The organism is Chloracidobacterium validum, from assembly GCF_018304825.1.
Taxonomy (GTDB): Bacteria; Acidobacteriota; Blastocatellia; order Chloracidobacteriales; family Chloracidobacteriaceae; genus Chloracidobacterium; species Chloracidobacterium validum.
Window position 1 is genome coordinate 975,825 of the sequence record NZ_CP072649.1, and the last position, 24,279, is coordinate 1,000,103.

General features: G+C 61.6%; 16 protein-coding genes. 9 read left to right on the forward strand and 7 right to left on the reverse strand.

Features of this window, described 5'->3' with window-relative positions; translation table 11 throughout:
• Positions 1-17: 17 nt before the first annotated feature.
• The 4 genes from J8C06_RS15015 to J8C06_RS15030 form a co-directional block, all read right to left on the reverse strand.
• The gene (locus tag J8C06_RS15015; RefSeq protein WP_211430231.1) at positions 18-554 is read right to left on the reverse strand and encodes a metal-binding protein; all 537 of its coding nucleotides are present in this window, start codon (positions 552-554) and stop codon (positions 18-20) included.
• A 163-nt stretch (positions 555-717) separates the two neighbouring features.
• Positions 718-2,313 (reverse strand): long-chain-fatty-acid--CoA ligase, encoded by a 1,596-nt coding sequence (locus J8C06_RS15020; RefSeq protein ID WP_211430232.1) that lies wholly within the window; start codon positions 2,311-2,313, stop codon positions 718-720.
• Between the two features lie 118 nt (positions 2,314-2,431).
• Positions 2,432-3,118 carry an SOS response-associated peptidase gene (locus J8C06_RS15025; protein ID WP_211430233.1) on the reverse strand — a complete coding sequence of 229 codons (687 nt, stop codon included), beginning with the start codon at positions 3,116-3,118 and terminating at the stop codon, positions 2,432-2,434.
• A 169-nt stretch (positions 3,119-3,287) separates the two neighbouring features.
• Positions 3,288-7,100 (reverse strand): ATP-binding protein, encoded by a 3,813-nt coding sequence (locus J8C06_RS15030; RefSeq protein ID WP_211430234.1) that lies wholly within the window; start codon positions 7,098-7,100, stop codon positions 3,288-3,290.
• A gap of 366 nt (positions 7,101-7,466) precedes the next feature.
• Between J8C06_RS15030 and J8C06_RS15035 the strand changes: the two genes are divergently transcribed.
• The 3 genes from J8C06_RS15035 (at position 7,467) to J8C06_RS15045 (ending at position 10,257) form a co-directional block, all read left to right on the forward strand.
• Positions 7,467-8,180 (forward strand): response regulator, encoded by a 714-nt coding sequence (locus tag J8C06_RS15035; protein ID WP_211430235.1) that lies wholly within the window; start codon positions 7,467-7,469, stop codon positions 8,178-8,180.
• Between the two features lie 181 nt (positions 8,181-8,361).
• Positions 8,362-9,687, forward strand: a complete 1,326-nt coding sequence (locus J8C06_RS15040; protein WP_211430236.1) for an NAD(P)/FAD-dependent oxidoreductase — start codon at positions 8,362-8,364, stop codon at positions 9,685-9,687.
• 27 nt (positions 9,688-9,714) lie between these two features.
• On the forward strand, positions 9,715-10,257 hold the full coding sequence (locus tag J8C06_RS15045) for a hypothetical protein (RefSeq protein WP_211430237.1): 543 nt from the start codon (positions 9,715-9,717) through the stop codon (positions 10,255-10,257).
• A gap of 309 nt (positions 10,258-10,566) precedes the next feature.
• Here the strand turns inward: J8C06_RS15045 and J8C06_RS15050 are convergent, their stop codons facing one another.
• Positions 10,567-14,331 (reverse strand): two-component regulator propeller domain-containing protein, encoded by a 3,765-nt coding sequence (locus J8C06_RS15050; protein WP_211430238.1) that lies wholly within the window; start codon positions 14,329-14,331, stop codon positions 10,567-10,569.
• Positions 14,332-14,473: 142 nt separating this feature from the next.
• Positions 14,474-14,890: an HU family DNA-binding protein gene (locus tag J8C06_RS15055; RefSeq protein ID WP_246602133.1), complete on the reverse strand. Its 417-nt coding sequence runs from the start codon at positions 14,888-14,890 to the stop codon at positions 14,474-14,476.
• Between the two features lie 280 nt (positions 14,891-15,170).
• On the opposite strand from J8C06_RS15055, the gene J8C06_RS15060 reads away from it, so the two are divergent.
• Positions 15,171-16,814: an NAD+ synthase gene (locus tag J8C06_RS15060; protein ID WP_211430239.1), complete on the forward strand. Its 1,644-nt coding sequence runs from the start codon at positions 15,171-15,173 to the stop codon at positions 16,812-16,814.
• A gap of 30 nt (positions 16,815-16,844) precedes the next feature.
• On the opposite strand, the gene J8C06_RS15065 is transcribed toward J8C06_RS15060, so the two are convergent.
• A complete protein-coding gene (locus tag J8C06_RS15065; protein ID WP_211430240.1) occupies positions 16,845-20,747 on the reverse strand; it encodes a Kelch repeat-containing protein in 3,903 nt (1,300 codons plus the stop codon).
• Positions 20,748-21,077: 330 nt separating this feature from the next.
• Here J8C06_RS15065 and J8C06_RS15070 point away from each other — a divergent pair, with 330 nt between their 5' ends.
• From J8C06_RS15070 to J8C06_RS15090, 5 genes are all read left to right on the forward strand, one after another.
• A complete protein-coding gene (locus J8C06_RS15070; protein ID WP_211430241.1) occupies positions 21,078-21,395 on the forward strand; it encodes a PqqD family protein in 318 nt (105 codons plus the stop codon).
• A gap of 25 nt (positions 21,396-21,420) precedes the next feature.
• Positions 21,421-22,674 carry a radical SAM/SPASM domain-containing protein gene (locus tag J8C06_RS15075; protein ID WP_211430242.1) on the forward strand — a complete coding sequence of 418 codons (1,254 nt, stop codon included), beginning with the start codon at positions 21,421-21,423 and terminating at the stop codon, positions 22,672-22,674.
• Positions 22,675-22,746: 72 nt separating this feature from the next.
• Positions 22,747-22,950, forward strand: a complete 204-nt coding sequence (locus J8C06_RS15080; protein WP_211430243.1) for a hypothetical protein — start codon at positions 22,747-22,749, stop codon at positions 22,948-22,950.
• Positions 22,951-22,970: 20 nt separating this feature from the next.
• Entirely contained in the window at positions 22,971-23,846 is an 876-nt protein-coding gene (locus tag J8C06_RS15085) for a phosphoenolpyruvate carboxykinase (ATP) (RefSeq protein ID WP_211430244.1), read from the forward strand.
• Positions 23,843-24,268, forward strand: a complete 426-nt coding sequence (locus J8C06_RS15090; RefSeq protein WP_211430245.1) for a S24/S26 family peptidase — start codon at positions 23,843-23,845, stop codon at positions 24,266-24,268. The genes J8C06_RS15085 and J8C06_RS15090 overlap by 4 nt, the downstream gene beginning before the upstream one ends.
• Positions 24,269-24,279: the final 11 nt, after the last annotated feature.

Below are 24,279 nucleotides of genomic sequence, written 5' to 3' on the forward strand. Positions count from 1 at the left end.
TTCACGACAGCGCAGGGCTAAAATGTTTTGAACATGCTTTTGAGCGCGCTTCCAATGACATCGGTTAGCGTATGCGTTGCCGCCCCCCACCACAAGCCAATGAAGGCGACGAGCCAAACCTTGCCGTCAACCGCGCGGAACAAGCGCGACATATGATGCCCGGCCGTCTGGAGTGTCCGCGCCACCTGATCGCCATCCGCCGGCAGCCCATCGAGCCACACGGCCCGGGCATAGAGCACCGAAGCCAACGCCACCGTCATGACCAGCGTAAAATAGCCAACCCGCAACCAGGTGCTCCACAGCAAGCCATGGGTCCAGTGCGACCGGTGTGGAAAAAGTTTTTTGTAGGGATACCACAGCCAACGCAAGACGCCCCAGCGGGTATATTGCTTGCTGTGCGTGTCAAGGTCAGGACCGAACATCAACCCACCAAAAAGCATCATCAGCGTGCCCAGCACCGTCAAACCGGCATGGCGCGTCAGGAAGAAGAACCCCGCCGCGGTTGGCACCGCCAAGGCGTAGGTCACGAGGTCATGAGTCCGGCCGGAAGGCATAAAAAAACTACTGGATAAAAAACTACCGGTGAAAAATCTGGGACTGAAACATAGAGACTCACGCTTGCCTTTTTCAACGGAAAAGCGGTCGGGAGCCTCTGATGGGTGTCACGCTCCAGTCCCTCACCCGGTTCACCTGGTTCTGGTTGGCCTGGCTCTCAGGTCAGGGTTGTTGGGCCATGGCTTCGCGCAGCGCCCGCTTCAGGACCTTGCCAGTTGGACCGATGGGCAGTTCTGCCCGAAATTCAATCAGGCGTGGGTATTTGTAAGCTGCCATCTGCTCCCGACACCACTCACGAAGCTCATCTTCGGTCGTCGTTGCATCTGGTTTGCGGACAACGTACGCCTTGACTTCTTCCCCAAGTCGCTCGTCGGGGACGCCGATCACCGTCACGAGCGACACGCTTGGATGCGTCATCATGACTTCCTCGATTTCGCGTGGATACACATTGTAGCCACCTCGAATGATCATGTCTTTCTTGCGGTCAACGATGGTGATGTAGCCCTCTTCGTCAATGAAGCCCATATCACCGGTGTGAAACCAACCGTTGCGCATGGCCTCGGCCGTTGCCTCCGGGCGCTTGTAGTAGCCCTTCATCACACAGTGACCGCGCACGACGATTTCACCCATCGTGCCCGGCGGAACCGGCTGGTCATGTTCGTCGTGAACCTGAATCTGAATGCCCATCAGTGGTTGTCCGACCGTTCCCGGCTTTGCCGGCTTGGTAATCTGGTTGTAGGACAGCACGCCGGTTTCCGACATCCCGTAACCTTCCAGCACCCGTGTTTTGAACTTTTCCCCAAAAGCGCGCATCAGCTCGACCGGCATGGGCGCGGCCCCGACGTTAGCCACCTCCAGGGTTTCGGCAATGGGCGACACATCAATGTCGTGCTCAGTAGCGTAGTTGAGCAGCGCCCAATACATCGTCGGCACGGCGGCCCACGAGTTGATGCGCTCCGCGATCATGGTTTCGATGGTTTGCTTTGGGTCAAAGCGGGGCAACAGCACCGATGTCCCTCCGGCGTACATCACGACACCAAACTGCGCAATCAACGCCGTGGCGTGGAACAACGGCGCAGTCGAAAGGACCTTGAACTCGGCTTCGAGCCGCACGTCTAGCGTTGGCAGGAGCACATCGCGCACGTGAATGAAGTTCATGATGAGCTGCCAGTGCGTGAGTTCCGCTCCCTTGGGCTGCCCGGTCGTGCCCGAAGTGTAGAGCATCAGCGCCGTGTCAAACGGGTTGACCGGCGGCAGGGCGCAAGTCAGCGGCTGCTCGGCTCGGAGTTCATCGAGCGTCAACGCGCCTGGCAAAGACGGCGGCGCGGCCGGGTTGGCCGACATCACGACGAACGTCTGGCAGTGCTTGGCTTCCGGCAGCGCGGCTTGCGCCATGTGGGCCATCGGCAACTCCGGCAGCCCTTCAAAACACAGCAGCGCCTTGGCGTCGCAATCGTTGAGGTGATAGGCAATCTCGCGCGGCTTGAGCAAGACGTTGAGCGGCACAACGACAGCGCCAGCCTTCAAAATCCCAAAAAACGCCATGGGAAAGTAGGCGACATTCGGACACGACAGCGCGACGTGATCACCTGGTTGAATGCCACGCGCCCGGAGTCCGTTTGCAATCTGGTTCGCGGCCGCCGCCAGTTGGGCGTAGGTCAAGCGGGTTGGCCCGGCAATCACCGCCAGTCGCTGGGGACGATGCTCGGCATGGTGATCCAAGATCGAAGCAATCGAATAGGAAGCAGCAGAATGCATAACGCATACCTTCCAACAGGGATTTGGGTTTGACGCGCGCGCAGCCAAAGGCGCTCGTTATCGTCGCCACACCACGCCACCACGTCAATACGGGCCAGCAAATCACCTACCGGCAACTTCAAAACAACGGTGTTTGGCGGGGTTCGGGTTCGACCGGCTCGATGAGCGAGGGATTGTCGTTGGCCACGACGTTGACGGCGCGGGACACCGGATAGACCCGCATGGCGTCGGCCGGATAGGGGCACAGCAGCCGTTCCAGCGCGTCAAGGGCGCTTTCAGTCAGCCAGGCGCGTTCCGCGTCAGGCGTCAGAATGACCGGCATGCGCTCGTGCAATGGGGCAAGCAAGGCATTGGCAGTCGTGGTGACGACCGTGCAGGAACGCAGCGGGTTGCCATCGGCGGTCACCCGCTCGTCCCACAATCCGGCCAGGGCAAAGGGGCCACCGTGCTTCAGCACGGCCCGGAATGGGGTGGTTGACCCATCGGGATGGCGACACCACTCATAAAAACCGTCGCACAGCACCCAACAACGGCGGCGGCGGAAGCTTTCACGGAACGAAGGCTTGCTCCGCAGGGTTTCAGCCCGCGCATTGATGAGTGGCGGACCGGTCATGTGTTTCTGCCAGGCCGGGAGCAAGCCCCAACGCGCAGCAGAAAGTGTGGTTGGCGCGTCATCAAAGACGACGGCGACCGGCTGCGTTGGCGCAATGTTGTAACGCGGAACGGTCTCAACCAGCGCCGTGCATAGACCGAAGCGACGCAGAAGCTCATCCTGGGGCGTCGTTAGCGTATATCGTCCACACATGCGTGTTCTGTTTTTTCCTTCCAGAGCGCATCTGAAAAAAGTCTTGCCGGTGAATGCCGGCATTCGCGCTTAGGTTCGCGCGCCCAAGAACCTGAGCGCGAAGCGCCATCCGCCTCAAAGCCTGGGAGCGGGTGGTTTCTTGGCGCGCTAGGGCTTTTCCGATGCGCGTCTAGCGACCAACTTTCGCAATCGCCATCGTGACCGACGACCTCGTGGTGGCTTCCAGGACACGGGGCAGCGTGATGGTGAAGCGACTTCCCTGCCCGGCGCCGTCAGAGGCCGCCTCGATCAGACCGCCGTGCGCGTCAATGTAGCTTTTGGCAATGGTGAGTCCCAGCCCCGTGCCGCGTGCATTGAACTCGAATCGCCCGGATGAATGCCGCGAGGTGTCACGCCCGGTGTAAAATCGCTCGAAAACGTAAGGCAGGTCAGGAGCTTCAATGCCAATGCCCGTGTCGGCAACGTCCACGGTGACGCATTCTTCATCACCCATCACCGTGACGGCGATTTCACCTCCATCCGGCGTGAACTTGATGGCATTTTGAATCACGTTGAACAGTGACAGGCTGAGCTTGTGGGCATCGGCTTCGATGCGCGTATCACCACTGACGGTCAAGGTGACTCGCTGGTGGCGCTTGGTGATAAAGACGCTCACTTCCTCCAGGATGTCACGGACAACCGCTTCAACCATCACCGGCCCGCAGTCAAGACCAATGTAGCCCTCCTGGATTTTGAGAACTTCAAAGATGTCTTCAACGATCCTGGCAAGCCGGTCGGTGGTTTTCAGGCAGGTCATGAGCGCCGACTGCTGCCGGTCGGTGAGTGGGTCAAACGTGCCAAACGTCAACGCCTCGATGAAGCCCTTGATGACGGTCAGGGGCGTCCGCATCTCATGCGAGGTGACCGCGAGAAAGTTATTCTTCATCACATCGAGTTCCTGCAGCCGGGCGACGACCTCTTGCTCGCGCCGGTAGAGCTTTTCAGCCGTTTCAGCCGCTTCGCGGAGCTGGCGGTTGATGGCGGCATTCTCGATGGCCACGGCCGCCTGGTGCGTCAAGCCCTCCACCAACTCACAATCCTGCTCGGTGAACGGCACACGCCCAGGCGGCCGCCGGATGTCTAGCACGCCAATGGTCACGCCATCCCGATTGCGGATGGGTACGTCGAGAATACCCTCCAGATGATAGCGCTCTAGCAACTCCGGGTAGCGAATGTCTGGACAGTTCCGAACGTCATTGACAATCCGCGCCTGTCCAGTTGCGGCGACGCTCCCCGCAATGCCTTCGCCAAGGGGGAAGGTCAACTCGCTATGCTCCCAGCTTCGGGTTTGCGTGTTCCAAATGTGGCGCAGCACCAGCACGCCGTCCTCAACTAAGCCAATCCCCCCAGGTTCCCCGCCAATGAGGGACGCGCTCTCGGAAGCAATTTTCCGGAGCACCTCACCGACATCGAGCGTTGAGTTGATGACTCGCGTGCTATCGAGCAACTGCCGCAGGGCAGCAATGCGCGCTTCCTGATTGCGGCGAATTTGACGCACCCGGAAGTCATACACGGCGTATCCAAAGCCAAAAATTGCCACTACGTACAGGACATAGGCCCAAGGCTGACGCCAGGGAGCGGCCTGAATGGTGAAGGTCAGCGTCGCGGGTTTGGTGACTTGGCCCTGGGCGTCCCGCGCCCACACCTTGAGCGTGTAGGTTCCCGGCGCCAAGTTGGAACAGTCGCGTCGCCCACGCGCCGTCCAGGCCGTCGGCTCCTGGTCGTAAGGAATGAGTTGCGTTTGGTATTCCACTTCACCACTGCGCCGTAAAACCGGTAGGGTGTATCGAAACGCAAGGTCACGCAGGGTATGGGGCAAAGGACGGCCGGTTCCCAGCTCCCCAAGCCAATCATCGGGAGCGATCATTTCGAGCAGCAGTTGTCCAGGTGGTTCGACCGGGGCGTCGTAGCCCGTATCCAGCGCTGCCAACCCGCGCACGGTTCCCACCCAGACTCGTCCCTGCGCGTCACAACTGAAGCGCCCGAAGTTACACTCATTACTGGGGAGTCCATCTTCCGATGTGAACATCACCAAGGCGCGGCGATCCTGCTCGGCGACGGCATCCAGCGCAAGACAAACAACACCTCGATTTGTGGTAGCCCACAGCCGGCGGCGGCTATCTTCCAGCAGGTGATACACCACATTGTTGGGCAGTGCCGGACTGGTTTGGGTGTTGAGTTGATCAACGATCCGGGGCGGATCGCTGGGTTCAAGGCAGACCAGTCCGCCGCCCTGCAATCCGCACCAGAGCCGCACCTGGCCGGCGGCGTCAGTTGTCGCATGCAAGGCGTTGACCATTGGGCGACCACTCAGCCCAAACTCGAAACGTTTCCATTCCTGTCCGACACGGTAAGCAACCCCGTGGTCCAGTCCAGCCCAGAGCCGCCAAGGGCCATCGGGCGCGCCCTCGGGATTGGGCGTTTCTGCCACGCTGTACACAGCTTCATTCAACCCCAGTGACTCGCCTTCCGGCAGGTCGAGCCGTACGGACCTCAGGCCCTGCTCAAGTCCGACGTAGAGATGCTCCGGCAACGAACGCGGCTGGTAAAGGCAATGGACATGCGCATCTGGTGGAATAGCCTCGACCTGCGCGGCGCGGGGCGCAGGGCTGTCCGCCAATCGCCAGAGGCCATTGGCGGCAGTTCCAATCCAGAGGGTGCGCTGCTTGCCGCGGGTTGTCGTCAGCAGGGTTCGGACATTCCGAGCCTGAAAGCCTTGGCGCTGGTCAAACGTCGTCCAGTCCCCCCGCTGCCATCTGGACAAGCCGGCCAGGGTGCCCGCCCAGAGGGTCTGTGCGCCATCCGGCTCAGACCAGACTTCCGCGCACCACGCCATATTCGATGGCAACCCAGATGTTGTGGAAACCGACCACCAACCACCGTGGTGCAGGTAAGTCACCCCACCGCCGCCGCCCTGGCCAATCCAAACACCACCACTCCGCGGTTGACTCACGAACAGCGACCGGACGATGTCGCTGGGCAAATCGCGTGGGGACACAAAGCGCCGCCACTGATTGGCGCGCTGCCAGTACAGTCCCTGATTCGTGCCGACCCAGACCATCGGCGAGCCATCCGGCGCTTCAGTTTCAAGTATCGCGTTGATGGTGATCTTGGCCAGATCAGGCGCATCAATCAGCGTCACCTGTGGGCGCGCGCCCTGCACCCGGCTGAGGCCCTGAAGCGTGCCAACCCAGATCGTGTTGGAGGACTCGCCATCGGACAGACAGGTAATGTGATTCGAGGGTAGCCCATCCACTGTGCTGAGATGGTCCCATCGGTTGGCTCCAAGTTGATGTCGCCACAAACCTTGCTCTTGAGTCCCGACCCACAGCCACGCCGGGCCAGACGGGCTGGCGGCAAGCATCAGACACCGGATGGCGATGCCTTCCAATGAAGCCGCAAAGGCTGGGCGCTCCCAGCGGTCTTCCCGGAAGAGCAGGAGTCCGTCGCGCGTCCCAACCCACAATCCGCCACCAGTGGTTCCCGGCGCGGCCAACAGGCAAGTCACCGTGTTGGCCCGTTCGTTTCCGAATGAAAAAACCTTCCACTGTTGGGCTGGGTAGGTGGATGGATTGTAGCGACAGATTCCATTTGGCGTTGCAAACCACACGCCTTCCGATGTGACGGCCAGGGCAGTGACGAAGTTTGAGCCAAGTGCTCGCGGAAGCGCGACCGGGGTCCAGGTTCGCCCGTCGAAATAGGCGGCGCCGTCTTGAGTCGCCGCCCAGAGCCGCCCCTGTAGGTCGCGCGTCAGCGCCTGGATGGAGTTTTGCGGAAGCCCTTCCTGGTCTGTATAACTGCGTATCGCTGGCTGGGCGATGCTCAATGGCGAGCGGTTCGTCAGCGGCGTCAAGTTGGATGGTGACGACACCGGCGGGGGCTGTCTGGTTTGCGCCGGCACGATGGCTCCCACCCCCCACACACCAACCAGCAGCAGCCACAAGTCACATGATAGCAGCCGCCAAGAGGCCGGCCGCCAACGATGTGACGCCAACCAATGCGCCGGAGCATGAGTCAGTGTTTTCCGTAGAAAGGTACCCATGGTTGCACCGCGCCGGGGAGCGCCAAGGCTTCGGCACACACACGATTCAGCAGACAGAAACAGGTCAACGAAACAAGCTCACTCTGCGTGTCCGGCCGCGATCCCGTCAAGCTGGAAATGCCCGGTAACCAGTCCCCTTTCTTCGATGGTCAGGAAACGCTTGTCTGTGATACTAGTATAGTGCCCTCTTTTACCCCTGTCTTTTACCCCGTCGCTCACGCCTTCTGGGCCATGCCCTGTTTCTGACCTACCCTCGTTCGTTGTGCTATGAAGAAACTTCTCGTTGTTGAAGACGACCCACTGATTCGCCAATCCGTAGCCCTCGCGCTCCAGGCGCAAGGGTTTCACGTTGCCACGGCTGAAGACGGGAGCGCCGCCCTCAAGCAGCTCGGCACCGACCAAGTGGACGGTATCGTCTGCGACATTGCCATGCCCAGCATGGATGGTATCGAGTTGTGCCGGACACTACGCCTTGACGCCCGAACAGCGCGCATTCCGTTTCTTTTCCTGAGCGCTTATCAGGGCATTGAAGACCGTCTGCAAGGCTTATCCGTCGGCGCGGACGACTTTCTCGGCAAGCCCTTCAGTCTTGAAGAACTGGTTTATCGAATCAACCGGCTGCTGACCAACCAGCAGCAACCCCTGGTGAACGACAGTCTCGATGTCAACCCTAACCACCTTGGCCAAGTTTCTTTTGAACAGGCGCTGGATTTGATTTGCTCCCATCAGTTGAGCGGTTTGTTGAACGTCATCCTCAGTGATAACGCGGTCGGACAGGTGTGGTTTGAAGACGGGCGCTCAGTTGCCGCCAAGCTTGAGTCAGCCAGCGGCGAGACATTGTTGGAAGCGTCCGCCGCGTTGGAGCATATCCTGCGGGCACCGCGTACCTTCTTTCACTTTTCTGGACAACAAACCCTTGATAATGCCGTTCTCGTGAGCCGGATCACGCGCATTGTCGAGTCTGAATTCGTCCGGGGCTAAACCAAGCGATTAAAGACGGTGCGCCTGGGGGCGTGGCGACCGCGATGCCAGCCGCACGCCAGGCTTGGTTTGCGCCGACCCTGCGGCGCGGCCAGTTTTGGCATTCTCAAGCAATGTCTGAGTAAGCTAGGATACGGTCGTCCTCCCAGCCGACTTCTCCGACACGGATGTTTTCACCGCCATGACTACTCCGCACACGACTTCATCACCGATTGACATTCTCGTTTTAGGCGGCGGGTTTGCCGGTTTGAATACGGCCTTCCAGTTGTCAAACTACCCGTGGACGCGCCCGGTGCGCATTACCCTGGTGGACCGCAATGACCGGTTCCTGTTCACGCCGATGGCCTACGAAATCCTGACCGGCGAAGTCGAAGTCTGGGAGATCGCGCCACTGTACCGCGACGTTCTCGGCAATCGGGCGGTGACGTTCGTGCAGGGCAACATCGAGCGAATAGACCTTGCCAAGCGCCAGGTGCAGGTGGGTGAGCGTGTCTATCGGTATGACTATCTGGCGCTGGCGCTGGGTGGTCGCCCTAATTTCCGCCAAGTGCCCGGCGCGGATAAATACTCACAGCCATTTTACGACCTGGGCCATGTCCAAGCGTACCAGAAGCATATTGATCGGGTGCTCGACCGCGCCAAGCAAACCAGCGATGCCAAGGCCCGCAAGGCGCTACTGAATTTTCTGGTCGTTGGCGCCGGAACCTGCGGTGTGGAAGTAAGCTGCAAGCTGGCCGATTACCTCGATGCCCAGGCCCAGGCGCGTGGGCTTGAGCGCAAGGAAATGGAAATCCACCTCATTGACCGCAACGAGCGAATTTTGCGCGGGGTGGCGCACCGGCTCGAACCAATTGCGCTGGATGCCTTGCAGCGGCGCAATGTCAGTTTGGTGCTGGACTGGGGCGTGACGAAGGTGACGCCCGAAGGTGTCGAAATTCGCTGCGACAAACAGGGGACGCTCAAGCAAGTGGCGGCGGCTACTGTCACCTGGACCGGCGGCATCGAAATGCATCCACTGCTGGCGGACCTGCCGATTGAGAAAGACCCCCATGGTCGAGTGCGTGTCACACAACGTCTGGAAGTGCCCGGGCAACCCGGCGTCTATGCCATGGGGGATGCCACCCATTTCCCGACCGACGATGGCAAGGGACTGCCAGCTACGGCGCAGGTCGCGGTCCGGCAATCAGAAATTGCCGCTTGGAATATCCGCGCCGACATCGAAGGATGGGCCAAGCTGCCCTACATCTACATCGGGTTGGGGGAGATGCTGACGCTCGGCATTGGGGAAGCCGGCGCGGATGCCTTTGGCATGTGCATTGGCGGGACCCTTGGCGCGGCCATGCGGCGCACGGTTTACCTGACGAAGCTTCCAACCATGGGGCTGAAAGTGCGCGTGGGTGGCACATGGACGAACGAGATTGCCAAAAGCCTGCTCGCCACTGGCGAACGCGCCCTTGACGCCGTCCGCCAAACGGCCGCCCAGGCGCAGGCAAACCGCGCCGCCTAATTCCAGCGCCGCGCTTGACACGAAGCCATGCTGAAGAAGCTCCTTGCTTGGCTTGGGCGCGAACCACTACCGAAGCCTCCCCCCGACCCAACGGCGATGTGGTCGGCGGCCCGCCCATTGCCGCTGACGTTGCGAATCCCTGACGGGCGGCTCAACGACCTGATTGCTTTGGGGGACAGCTATCAGGTGTTGAGCCTACTGGGGCGACCAAGCAATCCGCACCCCTACGACATTGAACGCTTTGAGTATCCCACCTTGGGACTGGTTGTAGAGGGCGGTGGTGGCAACATTGAATACTTCGAGTTTATCGTCCAGCCTGAAACCTTTGACCGCAATGTGACGCCGGCCCAAGTCACCCTTTGCCTGGCTGATGGGCGGCGGTTCTTGCTCGATGGCCAAACGGATGAAGCCGTCATTGCCGAACACCTTGGCCCTCCCACCGAACGCGACGCCGACGAAGAAGAAATCATCGTGCACTACAGGCTGGAAGGCCGCTCGCTCGAATGGGAGTTTACAGCTCATGGCAAAGCCAAACGCTTCCATGTCGAGCGATTGATGGACTCGCGCTAGGGAGCGAGAAAAGCAAGTTGCAGGGATGGTTCAGCGGATGGTTGAAACCACCCGCACTGCGCACTGTGGCTTGCCTTCACCACCGAACCCGCCAAGGCACGAAATGCCAGTAGCCCAACCGGACGGCGCTTCGCGCTTGGACGATGCGCTTGGTCCGGGTCTGGCGGCGACCGCACGCGCAGGACTGGCGATGGTTTGGCGGTTGAAGGCTTCCACCAACCACCTCCTGACAGATCAAACCTGACTTTCAGTCCCGACCTCAGCCCCACACTGGCGCAAGCCACCAAAGCCAAAACAAGGCGTGGAGCGTCAGGGCAGGCTTGATTCATCAGCAATCAGGGTCGGAGCAGCTTCGGGGGGAGTGCCTTGATGGGTCACACGGGCGGGCGGCAAGCTGGGCGACACGGTAAGGTTTCGATGCGTTTTGAGTCCGTGGTCGCCTGTATCCGCACCAAGGGGGAGGGTCGGCCGCTCGATGGCCTGGGTTACATCGTCACTCGTCGACTCGTCTGTAAAGCTTCCGCTCACGTGCTGGATGACCTCAACCAATCGTGTCCCCAGCTCGGCGGCTGATGGACGCAGTGCCGGGTCTTTCGACAGGGCTTGGTTGACGAGTTCAACAACGCCCGCCGGAAGCTCCGGCACGAACTGGCGGAGTGGCGGGGGCGTAACATTGAGATGGGCCAACAGCACAGCAAAGGGGTTGCCATCGGTCGCCGGAAACGGCAGATGCCCGGCCAGCATCTCATAGGCCATGACGCCAACACTGTAAACGTCGGATTTTCCGTCGTAGGGCTGGCCGGCAACCCGCTCCGGGGCAACATAGGTTGGCGTGCCGATCACAGCCCCCGTGGCAGTGAGGTCATCCTCCCCACGTCCGGCACCGATCAGCTTGGCGATGCCGAAATCCACGACTTTGACAATCTCGCCCCGTGGCGTCTGATGAAGAAAGACATTGTCCGGCTTGATGTCGCGGTGGACGATGCCCTGCCGGTGGGCCTCATCCAACGCCCGGCACACGGGAATCAACAGGCTGACCACCCGGCGCAGGGGTAAACGTCCGCACAGCTCGTGCCTGAGTGAATGTCCGGTCAGTAGCTCCATGACCAAATAGGCGATGCCATCCTGTGACAGCCCGGAATCCATGACACGCACAATGTTTGGGTGATCAAGCCGCGAAATGGCGACGCCTTCCCGGCGGAAGCGCTCCAGGGCCTCGGCACTATCGTTCCCGGCAATGGGCTTGAAAACCTTGACGGCAACCGCATAGCCAAGGGTAAGGTGCGTTCCCCTGAAGACAGCGCCAAATCCACCCGCGCCGATTTTTTCATCGAGTCGGTATTTGTCGTCGAGCGTCGTTCCAGGCAGGGCATCCGCCAGGGCGGAAAACATGCGGTCGGCGCGGCGCTGGGAAGCGATCAACTCGGCATTGCGGGCTTCGAGTTCACGGTTGCGCTCAGCGAGTTGCTGCGCGGCTTGCGCCTGCACTGCGGCGGCCTGGGCCTGGGCTTCAGCCGCCTGAGCGCGGGCGTCCGCGGCATCCCGCGCAGCCTGCGTGGCTTGCATCTGAAGCTGCGCTTCGCGCCAGGCAGCTTGGGAGCGCCAGCGGCGCACCTGCAACTGGTAAAGCCCAAGCACCAGCCCCAGGCTGGCAACCGTGTAGAGCGCGTACGCCCAACCGGTGCGCCAAAAGGGCGGAAGAATGCGCAGGCGGAGACGAACGCCCTGGTCATTCCAGACACCGTCGTTGTTGGCGGCGCGCACCTGAAAGACATAGTCCCCTGGATCCAGATTCGTGTACCCGGCATAACGCCGGGTGCCGCACAACACCCAGTCTCGGTCAAAGCCCTCCAGCCGATAGGCATACTGGTTCTTTTCAGGCGCGATGAAGTTCAGCGCGGCAAACTCGAAGGCAAAGAAGTTCTCCCGGTGGGTCAACGTCACCCCCCGCGCAGCATCGAAGTCTGCCGCCGGACGGTCAAAAATCCGAAAACTGGTGATGGCAACGGGTGGGATGAAAGCGTTGTCCACGAGCTGGGATGGGTGAAACGAGAAAAAACCGGCGGTGGTGCCCATGTGTAGCCAACCGTCCGCGCTCCGCCATCCCGCAGCCGTGCTGATTTCGTTGGAGGGCAGCCCATCGCGGAGGTCATAGGTGCGGCAAGTTTCCGTTTCCGGGTCAAACCGGCAGAGTCCGTGGTTTGTGCCAAGCCAAAGATGGCCGGCCTCATCTTCCAGGATGACATTGATGACGTTGTTGGGCAGCCCCTGGGCCGTCGTGTAGCGAACAAAGGTTCGATGGTCGGGCTGGAAGCGATTGAGTCCGCCTGGCGTCCCGGCCCACAAGCTTCCCTTCCGGTCGAGATGCAGTGCCAGAACCCAATCGTGGGTCAAGCTATCGGGGCGGGATGGATCATGCCAATAGTGGTCTTCCTGCCGGGTTTGGGGCTGCCATCGGAATAAACCGCGCTCCGTGCCCAGCCAGAGCGCGCCGGTTGGATCTTCCTGAATGGCCCAAATGGCGTCGCGTCCCGGTTCGTCAGGACGGCGCGGCCGCCGGTCAACCACCCGTTGGGTTGGTGGGTCAACCCGGTCAAGTCCGCGCTGCGTCCCGACCCAGAGTTCACCGGCGCGGGTTTCGCACAACGCATGGACCCAATCGTCACTCAAGCCATCGGCTCGACCGGGTTGGTGGCGAAGGGAGGTAAATCGGTTGGCCGTGGCGTCAAGGCGATGGAGTCCGCCCTGCTCGGTGCCTGCCCAGAGCGTGCCATCCCGCGTTGTGAGCAACGCTCCCACGATGCCGTGGTTGAGTTGGCCGGGGCGGTGGTCAGCCAAGTAGTGACGGATGCCCCCCTGGGGATCAAGGCAGTTCAGGCCCTGGTTGGTTCCAACCCAGAGGTTGCCGCGCCGGTCTTCCGTGAGTGACCAGACCAGCCCATCACTGAGGCGGTCACCCCGGTCCGGGTTGGCGTCATGAATGGCGAAACGCCCCTCGACCATTTGGTTGAGTCCGCCGAAGTCAGTCCCAATCCAAACCGTTCCGGCCTGGTCACGCACGAGTTGCCAAATGAAGTCATGCCCAAGCGACGTTGGCTGCCGGGGGTTGTGGCGGAAGTGCGTGAACCGCCCGCCATCGTTTTCGGTTTCTAGGCGGCTGAGTCCGCTGCCCCACGTCCCAACCCACAGGCGGCCCCGGGCGTCTTCGACCACGGCGCGCGTTTGGTCGCTGGCAAGGCTATCTGGCCGCCGAGGATCATGGCGAAAGTGCGTCACCCGACCCCGGTCTGGCTCATAGCAGGTCAGTCCCTGCCCGACGAGCCAGAGTTTTCCCTGGCGGTCAAACTGAAGCGCGAGAACTCGTTGACCGACGAGCGCCGGGGTGAACTTCCCGCTGGACGGGTCGAACCGGCACAGGCCGCCATTCGTGCCGAGCCACAGTGTTCCCGTGGCGTCTGGGACGATGGCGCGGATGACATTGAGACTTTCCGCCAGGCCGGAGTCGTCCTGGTAGGGGAAGCGGGTGAAGCGCTCCCCTTCCCAGCGATGCAACCCATGTGGCGTCCCAACCCATAAGCCGCCGCGCGCATCGCAGCCGAGCGCCGTGATGCGGTCGTGCGCAAGGCTCTGGGGGTCTTCCGCCCTGGCGTAAAAGCGGGTGAAGACCTGGCGCACCGGGTCATAGCGATTGAGACCGTGCTGGGTGCCAATCCAGAGTCCGGTGGGGGTGGCGCATAACGCCGTGATGTAGTTGTCGCTCAGACTCGCGGAGTGGGTTGGGTCAGCGCGAAAGGTTTGAAACGTATAGCCATCGTAGCGATTGAGGCCGTCCTGCGTGCCAATCCACAGAAAGCCTTGATTATCTTGCGTGAGGCACTGCGCGGTGCTCTGAGAGAGACCCTGTCCCGTTGAAAGCCGAACGAACGTCGTTGGCGGTGGATGTGACCGCGCCCAGGCGGTCACGGTCAATCCCGCCAGTAGCCCACACGCGCCAAGCAGGACGTAACGGAGTCGGCGCCAAACAAATGGCAGTGGATGACCAAACAGCCTTGGTCGAGCGATCACGAACGGCATGATGAACCCAGGAATAGCAACCCTGCGCCGGCACGACATGGCCGGAAGCAGTTGACGACCTGACGGCAAGCGCGTCGCTACCGGCCCCAAGAGCCGATAGCCACGCGCCTGTGGAAGGGCCCAGCGATGCCGTTTTCCGCCTCTACTTATCGAAGCCGGCCGCCTTTTTGGCCGCTGCCGAGATAACGAATTTGAGGCGCTTGCGGGCTTTGATTTTCATTTTTTCGCCCGTGCGCGGGTTGCGCCCCTCGCGGGCTTTATACTCCCGAACGACCAACTTGCCAATTCCTGGAATCGTAAACCCAACCTTGGACTGAGCCGCCGCCAACTCAGCCTGTTCATCAAAAAAGCCGCGCACCGTTGCTTTCGGCAGCGCAAACTTTTCGGCAAAGTGGTTGATAATCTCGGTTTTGGTCATGGCTTTCGCCGGCGCTTTCTTGGCCGGCGCTTTCTTGGCCGGGGTCGCCGCTTTGGCCGATGCCGCAGCCTTGGTCGGCGCGGCCGCTTTCGATTTCGTGGTGGTGCTCGGTGACGTGGATTTTGCAGCCTTGGCAGCCATGGTTGTGGGTCCTCCTGAGCGCAAACGCGCGAATGACGTGATTTTCCCTTGTTCTGGAGCGAATTTCCTCCGAGCGTAGCCAGAAAACTGCGTAAAATCAAGCAATTTCTAACCATCTACACGACAGATAGCGCCCAGACCGGGCGCTTCCGCCATGGGTAGTGTCCGTTTCCTTGTGGTCGCGCGGCCGCTCACCACAATATCAAGTCCGTGACAACCGACTTCGGACATGTACAATTGAGGCTTTTCCCTTTCATGCCGTTCAAGCCAGAGGACTCGAATGAAAATCGCGCTCGCCCAAATCAATACGATGGTTGGAGCCTTTGTCTCCAATGCGGCCAAAATCCGACAGTACGCCATGCGCGCGGCGGCTCAGGGGGCCCGACTGGTCGTGTTTCCCGAGCTTACGATTCCAGGGTATCCGCCGCTCGACCTGCTCGACCGCCCGGCCTTCATCGCTCGCAACCTTGCCGCGCTGGATGATCTCGTCCGGTTCTCGGCCACGGTGGACGCGGCGTTGCTGGTGGGCTTCGTGGCGGAAAATCCTGACGATTTTGGTAAGCCGCTCTATAACGCCGTGGCCCTGCTCGAAGGCGGCGAGTTGCAGGCCATCCGCTACAAAACCCTGTTGCCGACCTATGACGTGTTTGACGAAGCGCGCCACTTCGAGCCGTCCGAACGCCGTGAAGTCATCGCCTGGCACGGGCACCGGCTTGGGGTCTGCATTTGCGAGGACGCCTGGAACAGCCGTGAGTTCTGGGATACGCACCTCTACGATATCGATCCAGTCCGCGAGCTTGCCGAGCAGGGTGCGCAGGTCATCATCAATGTGTCCGCCTCGCCTTTTCACCGCGGGAAAAGGCCGCTCCGGCAAGCCATGCTGGCGCACCACGCGGCGACGTTCCAAGTGCCCGTCATCCTGGTCAACCAAGTTGGCGGCAATGACAGCCTGGTGTTTGACGGGCGCAGCCTGGTTCTCGACGCGCAGGGTGAGCTGGTGCTGGAAGCCAAAGCTTTTGAGGAAGACCTCCGGGTGATTGACTTGGCGAACCTGCCGGCGACCATCACCCCCAGGCCGGCGGATGAGATCAGCGACATCCATGACGCGCTGGTGCTGGGCGTCAAGGATTACCTCGCCAAGTGCGGTTTTCAGCAGGCCGTGATCGGTCTGAGCGGGGGCATTGATTCGGCCGTGACGGCGGCCATTGCCGTTCGCGCGCTCGGACGCGAACATGTTCTCGGCGTGGCCATGCCCTCGAAGTACTCGTCCCAGCACAGTCTCGACGATGCCGCCGAACTGGCCCGCAACTTGGGCATCGCGTTCCAGGTCGTCCCCATCGAGCCGGCGGTCGGTGCCATGACGCAGATGCTCACACCGGCGTTTGGCTTTGCCCCGCACGGCGTCACGGAGGAAAACCTCCAGGCGCGACTGCGCGGCGTGACGCTCATGGCATTTTCCAACCAACAGGGCGCGCTGGTGCTGACGACCGGCAACAAGTCAGAGTTGGCCGTTGGCTACTGCACGCTGTACGGCGACATGTGCGGCGGGTTGGCCGTGATTTCCGACGTGCCCAAAACCGATGTGTATCGCCTGGCGGCCTACATCAATCGCCATCAAACCGTGATACCAACCCATACCATCACGAAACCGCCCTCGGCCGAACTGCGGCCCGACCAGAAGGATCAGGATTCGCTCCCGCCCTACGATGTCCTCGACGCCATCCTGGAGCGTTATATCGAGCGGTACCAGAGCATCGAAGAAATCATCGCGGAAGGCTTCGACCGCGCGACCGTCGAGCAGGTGGCAAAGCTCATCAACCGCAACGAATACAAGCGCCAGCAGGCCGCGCCGGGCATCAAGGTCACGCCAAAGGCGTTTGGACGCGGGCGGCGCGTGCCCATTGCGGCCATCATTGAACCCTGACGCCTCCCACGCCAAACGCGACCCGATGGCTCACAACATTCCGTCCCAGTTCCCCATCAGCGGCAGGTCGCCGTCGGCGCCATAAACGAACAGGAAGTCGGCCGGGCCCGGCAGATTCGTGTTGCGCAGGAAAAACGTTTGACCGCGATAGACGCCAACCGTATCCACGCCGTCACCGTCAAAGTCGCCCACCACGAGCTTGTCATCCGGGTTACCAAAGTCAAACGTCAGGTCGGCAAAGCCGCCACTATTGTCATTCCGCAGCAGAAACCGGTTGCCCCTGACCACGCCAATGGTCGTTGTCCCGTTGCCATCCCAGTCCCCGACCACCGGGCGGTCACCGCTGTCCCCATAGGGAACCACGATGTCAGGGAGGCCGGGCGTGTTGCTGTTGCGCAGGAAGAACGTCTGTTCGGAGGGACGATACACGCCGATGGTCGTCGTGCCGTTGCCGTCCCAGTCACCGACGAGCGGAATGTCTTCAACCGCACCATAGGCAACCGCCAGATCGGCAAAGCCGGCGTCATTGCTGTTGCGCAGGAAGAAGGTTCCCTGGCGAAAGACACCGACGGTGGTGACGCCATTGCCGTCCCAGTCTCCGGCCAGCGGGGTGTCACCTTCCGCGCCAAACGAAAACGCCAGGTCGGCCTCCCCGGATGTGTTCGAGTTGCGCAGGAAAAACCGGCCCTGGCGAAAAATGCCGGCGGTGTCGCCTTGCTCACCCCGCGCGCCATACGCGCCTAGCGCCTTCGACAACCCTTGGCTGCCACGTCCGCCCCAGACGACCATCTGGCGGCGCGTCGCATCCCAGATCGCCGTATGGTTGGCCGTCAAATCCGGCGCGCCTTCGGTCTCCACTGGCCGCCAGAAGTTGAACGCCGGGTTGTAGCGGGCGCCGGTCGCGCCGGCGTCACCCCACACGATCATCTCACGGCCAGTCCACACGGCCGTATGCCCGGACCGGGACGTTGGCGCGCCGGTGGCGGCCGTCGCCGCCCAAGTGTCGGTCGCCGGATTGTACAGCGCCCCGGAGTTGAACGCTTGCGCGGCCGTCGTCGCGCCGCCCCAGACAATCATCCGGTCGCCGGTCCAGACCGCCGTATGATCAAACCGCCCACTGGGCGCGCCATCCGCGCCGCCGGACGAGGTTGGATCGGTGCGGGTCGGCGTCCAAGCGTTGGTGACGGGATTGTAGCGACCGCCGGTGCGCAGTTCGGAGAAGCGATTGTCGGCAAAGGTGACGCCCCCCCAGACGATCATCTCGGTGCCTGTCCACACGGCTGTGTGGCGCGAACGCGGACCCGGACGACCATCGGTGGCCGTCGCGGCCCAAGTATCGGTCGCCGGGTTGTACCGAGCGCCGTTGTCCAGGTAATTCGTTTCGTTGTTCGCCGGATTGGTGAAGCGCCCACCCCAGACAATCATTTCACTGCCCGTCCAGACGGCGGTGTGCTCTTCGCGGGCTGACGGCGCGCTCGTGAGCGAAGTTGGTGTCCAGCTATCGGTGAGCGGGTTGTAGCGACCGCCGGTGGTGGACTGTCCGCCCCAGATAATCATTTCACTGCCGGTCCACACGGCCGTGTGGCCGACCGGAGGCAAATTGACATCCGCTCCCGGCGCGCCCTGGGTCGAAGTCGGCGTCCACTGCGCAGTCGCCAAGTTGTAGCGGCCGCCGGTCAACGTCCGCAGCCCGGCCGTCGAGCCACCCCAGATGATCATTTCCGTTCCGGTATTCACTACGGTGTGACCTTCCCGCGCCACCGGCACGGGTGTCGTCGCTGTTGGCAGCCAACTATTGGTCACAGGGTCGTAGCGGCCGCCCGTCGCATCACCGCCCTGACCACCCCAGACGATCATGTACTTCGTCGCGTCCTGGTTCGGTTCGGCGTAGGCATCCGTCCAGATGGCAGTATGGTTCTCCCGTCCGACCGGCGCGCCCATGGTTGTGACCGGCGTCCAGGTATTGGTCGCCGGGTTGTAGCGGCCACCATCGTTGAAGCGCGTCCCCTGCGCCGAACCGCCCCAGACAATCATCTCCGTCCCGGTCCAGACAGCCGTCTGGTCAACGCGGGGCGACGGCGCGCCAGCCGTGGCAATGGCCGTCCAGGTGTTGTTGCCGGGGTTGTAGCGCGCGCCGGCCACGATTGGCGCCGGCGCGCCGGCGACGCTTCCCCACACGATGAGTTCCGTCCCGCTCCACACGGCGCTGGGCGTGAACAGTCCGGGCGCGTTGGTGGTGCTGGTCGCCGTCCAGGTGTTGTTGCCGGGCGTATAGATGCCGCCACTGTTGAGACGCCCGCCATCGGCATTGACGCCACCGAAAACAATCATCGCCGTTCCGGTCGAGACAGCAACGTGGTCAGTGCGGGCCAGCGGCGCGCCGGTCGTTGCGGTCGCGCTCCAGGCGTTGGTTTCAGGGTTATAGACGCCACCGGTGTTGGTCGGAATGGCAATGCTGCCTGTGAAATTGAGGTTGCCACCCCAAACGACCATGCGTCCTGCCTGCGAAAGCCAGACCGCAACGTGGCTGAAGCGTGCTACCGGCGCACCGTCATTCGCCGTGGAAGAACTAGGGCTGGTGCGTGTCTCCGCCCACTTGTCCTCGACCGGATCATAGAGCGCGCCGGAGTTGACCGGCGTCCCGCTGACGCCACCCCAAACGATCATGCGGCTGCCCGTCCAGACCGCCGTGTGATTGACGCGGGGGGCCGGCGCGCCATCCGTCGCGCCGGCGGCGCTTGGGGCGATGCGCGTCGGCGTCCAGGTATCCGTGATGGGGTTGTAGCGTCCGCCGGTGTTGAGCGGACTTCCACCCGTGAACGTGCCGCGAAAACCACCCCAGATGATCATCTCGACACCGGTCCAGACGGCCGTGTGGCGGAAGCGGGGCGCCGGCACGGCATCCACGGGGTCTTGCGCCCAGCGGTTGTCATTGCCCGCAATGGCTTCGGGAACGCCACTTTCTAGGGTCTTTAGGGCAAGCGCCGGAAACACGCCGGTCACCACCGGGACAACCGGGCTGTAGTTCATCTGGACCTGCGACCACCAACTGTCAACATCCACCTTCCGCCACTCGGCCGTTCCTAGCCGCAGGCGTCCGTCTTCAACCGAGTGTAGTTGTTGGATGAAAAACCGCTCGTCGTCTTCACACAGCGCCGTGGTTGCGCCGGGCACGAGCTTCGTCAGGCTGGCATCAAAGCGTTCCAGAAGTTGGGCGACTTCCGTGTTCCAATGCGTGTCAGAAATGCGTAGGCGATTGGAAGGTTCATCCGGGGGCACAGCCGCCCCGCGCTCCCGAACAAACTCAACTTCGGTGTACGTTGCTCCCAAAGTGGGCATTTGTTCGAGCCGGCCCGTGCTTTCGAGCGCGTGGCGCGCCAGGGCTTCGGTTTGGGCATGGAAGCGCGGGTCGCGGGCATAGTCGGCCCGCAGCCGCTGCTTGACCAGCGCGGGACGCGCCAGACATTCGGCAATCACAATCGGGTCGTTGTCCAGCGCCGCGAAAAGCTCCCGTAGTACTTCCGGTTGCCTGGATTGCCGAATCATCCGGGCCACCTCGGCCTGGAGTTCCGCTGCGGTTGGCGCATGTCGCCACAGCAGATCGAGCGCGTGCTGTTGGCGCAGTTCGTCCACGACGAGCGCGCGCAGGCGGGTCAGCGGAAAGACGCTTTCAAAGCTTGGCTTAGGCGTGGTGGACTCCCAGCGCCGCCGTTTCCAATAGACGTTTTCGATGGCCTGGCGATAACGGACGCGCTCATCCAGGCTCAGGGCCCGCCAGCGAGACGCGCCCAGGCTCAACACGGCTGGCTTCGCCGCCGTCTGGTGGGCGGATGGCGGCGCAATCACTGTCTGGGCGCGAACGGTCATAGGCAAGCGTGGCAAGAGACATAGGGTCAGGGTAAGGAGCAGGTGTGCGAATAGACGTGGCGACATATAAAGCATCATCCAGTAGGTGGAGCATGATCGTAGGTGGATCATGACCCAATGGGCTTCCAAGATGGCGCAGACCGGTTACGACCGGCCACGCCGAAACAAGCGCCCATTCTTACCAAGCAACGGCGGAAAGCCAAGCGGAAAGCGGCCAACGACGCAATGATTAGGATGGCTTCGAGTAGCCAGAATGAAACCCCAACGTTTGGCGAAACGACTTCCGGTTTGAACAACCGTTTGCAAAGAAACTTTGGCAACCATTTTGCAGTACTCCGATACTAGAGTCATTGGCGCAAGAGAAAAATCTAGTATCGCAACTTGGAATTCTAGCTTATGACTCTCTCCATCCCACTTGGTCAGGTCGTCGAGCAACTCCCTTGTGTGATGCGTCGGGTTGCCGGCGAAACGCTACTCATCCCTATCCGCGGCCAGGCAGCCGACCTGGACGCCATTTACGTTTTGAACGAAACGGCAGCTTTTCTGTGGTCACAGCTCGAACGAAGTGGCAACCCAACCACGCTGGGATCGGCCCTTATGCAAGCTTTTGACGTTGCGCCACAACAGGCCGTTGAGGATGTCACCCTGTTCCTGCGTGACCTTCAGCAGGCCGGGCTTGTCCGGCTCACAGTCGCCGCAAGTAACGCTGCATAGGTTGAGGAATAGGTTGAGGAAGCTGATGGAAAGCGTTGCTTACGCGCACCTCAGTCGCTTGCTCCACAAACGTCTCCTGGAACAGCGTGTTCCGCTCGAGGCGACGTTTGAGGTGAGCCGCCGTTGCCCACTGGTCTGCCAGCACTGCTACAACAACCTGCCCATGCATGATCACGCAGCGCGGCGGCGTGAACTTTCGCTGGATGAATATCGGCGGATTTTTGATGAGATTGCCGAGGCCGGCACGCTCTGGGTGCTGTTTACGGGCGGCGAAATCCTGGCGCGGGCGGACTTTCTCGAAATTTACACCGAGGCCAAACAGCGTGGGTTTCTCATCACGCTGTTTACAAACGGGACGCTGATCACGCCACGGATTGCCGACTACTTGGCCGAATGGCAGCCCTTCGCCATCGAAATCACGCTTTACGGACACACTCGCACGACCTACGAACGGATGACCCGCGTGCCAGGTTCTTACGACCGCTGTCACCGGGGCATCCAGTTGCTCTTAGAACGCAAGCTGCCGCTCAAGCTCAAGACCGTCGGGACAACCATCACCAAAGACGAAATTTTTGCCATGCGCGACTTTGCCGAGAGCTTGGGCGTGCCGTTCAAGTTCGACAGCATGCTCAATCCACGCATTGACTGTTCGCAGGCGCCGTTAGAGGTGCGACTGACGCCGGAGGAAGTGATTGAGCTTGACCTGCGCGATCCCCGCCGACTGCCGGCGTGGCAGGACCTCAACAACCGCTACCAGACGGCGGCCATGGCCCCCTACGTCACCAACACCGTCTATGACTGTGGCGGCGGGGTCGGCTCCTTCGCGGTCAATCCCTACGGTGAAATGTCCATTTGCGTCCTGTCGCAGATGGATACCTACGACTTGCGGCAAGGAAGCTTCCGCGACGGGTGGGAGCATTTTCTGCGCCAGGTCCGCCTGCAACAGCGAACCCGTCCTGCCAAGTGCGCGGGTTGCGAGATTCGCCCGATGTGCTCGGGCTGTGCCGCCGTCAACGAGCTGGAGAACGGCGACAAGGAATCCGCGGTGGACTTCCATTGCCGCGCGAACCATTTGCGCGCCTACCTGCTGGACATCCCACTCAAGCCCAATCCGCTTTGTGAATATCGTCCGGGCAGTGCGCGTTACGAAGATATTCAGGCATCGGTAGCGTTGCTCCGCGCCCGCGCCGCCGAACTCGGTGTCACGCTACCTGCCACGTCACGCCGGAGCCTGCCAGTGATTCAACCGTCGCCGGCAGCGCTGGTTTCGGCCAAATGAGTTCCTATATCCCCGCACAACATACCCGCGTGCACGCTGGTCATCTTGAATCCGTCACCTTGAATAACGGCTATGACAAACCACGATCAACAACCCAACGCAACCAGCAGCAAACCAGAGTATCAGGCACGGCGTCGTCCCTACACGAAGCCGACCATCACCCGCGTCGAACTGCGGGCCGAGGAAGCCGTGCTGGGCGCTTGTAAAACCGCCTCGACGGCCGGACCTGCGGCTGGGACCTGTGCCACGCTGAGTTGCAACAGCATTGCTTCTTAGGGTTTTGCTAGGTGCGGCAAGTGCTGTTTTCCATCGGGGGGCTTTACCTGATGGTTGAGTCGCCTGCGACGGATGTGCCGCTGGAAGTCGGCGGCCCAGCGGCACGTTTCGTCATCCCACCCGATGCGACACGGACACCGGATGCCCTGGTTCAAGTCGGCTGGTTGACCGAGCCGGTGGCGCCATCCGACCCGGCGGCATGCGTGTTTGCTTCGGGCGGCACGTGGAACTTGTATCGCGCGGATGGCGGCTATCGCTACGACATCTCATCGCCGGTGTTTGGGCCGCAGCCCTATCGCGTCGCCTGGTTTGATGCCACTTACCAAACCGGGCGGGTTTGGTACCGGCGCGATCCGGCGGTGGTAGCAGCGATGAGCGCGCCGCTGGAGTACCCCCTCGACGAACTGTTGACAACCAATCTGTTGGCGCGTGGGCGCGGCGTCGAACTCCATGCCTGCGCTGTCGTGGACACCGACGGGCGCGGATTTCTCTTCGTTGGGCAGTCGGGCGACGGCAAAACAACGATGGCGCACCTGTGGTCTCGTGCCGGGGCGACGGTGCTCAGTGACGACCGAGTGATCGTTCGCCACCTGGACGGACGCTGGCTCATGTTTGGAACCCCGTGGCACGGCGAGGCCGCGTTCGCCGAGCCGGTAGCAGCCCCGCTGACGCGCCTTTTCGTGCTGCGTCATGGACCTCAGGAGCGCAGCGAGTGGCTCTCACCTGGACAGGCGGCAGCCCTGCTTTTCGCCCGCGCTTTTCCGCCGTTTTACGACTCGGCGGCGATTGATTTCACCGTTGGCTTTCTCGGCGAGCTGGCGGCAGCGCTGCCCTGCGAAGTGCTGACCTTCACCCCAACACCGGCGGCTGTGGACTACGCGCGGAGGCGGTCATGAAGACAAACCTCAAACTGACTCCACTGGTCGTTGACCTGCTGCGTCAGGGGCACGCCGTGCGATTTCGCGCGACGGGTCAAAGCATGGCGCCCACCATTGCCGACGGGGACGTTATTCGAGTGGAACCGCTTGCCATGGATGCGCCTGTCTCGGTTGGGGACGTGGTGCTGGCGCTCGTCAACAACCGGCTCATTGCCCACCGCGTCATCGGCATCACCGGGGGTGGCGTCACGGCGCAACTGACCTTGCGCGGTGACGCCCAAGCTTCGGTCGCGGATTGTGTGGCCCGCCGGGACGTTCTTGGACGCTTACCAAATAACACCTTACCGCCTAACACCGTACGGCCTGGCCGCCGGTCTGGGATGGCCACGATCAGGGCGGCTCTGACCCACGTTCAGCACCGATTTCAACACATGTTTTGAGGGCTCCTCAT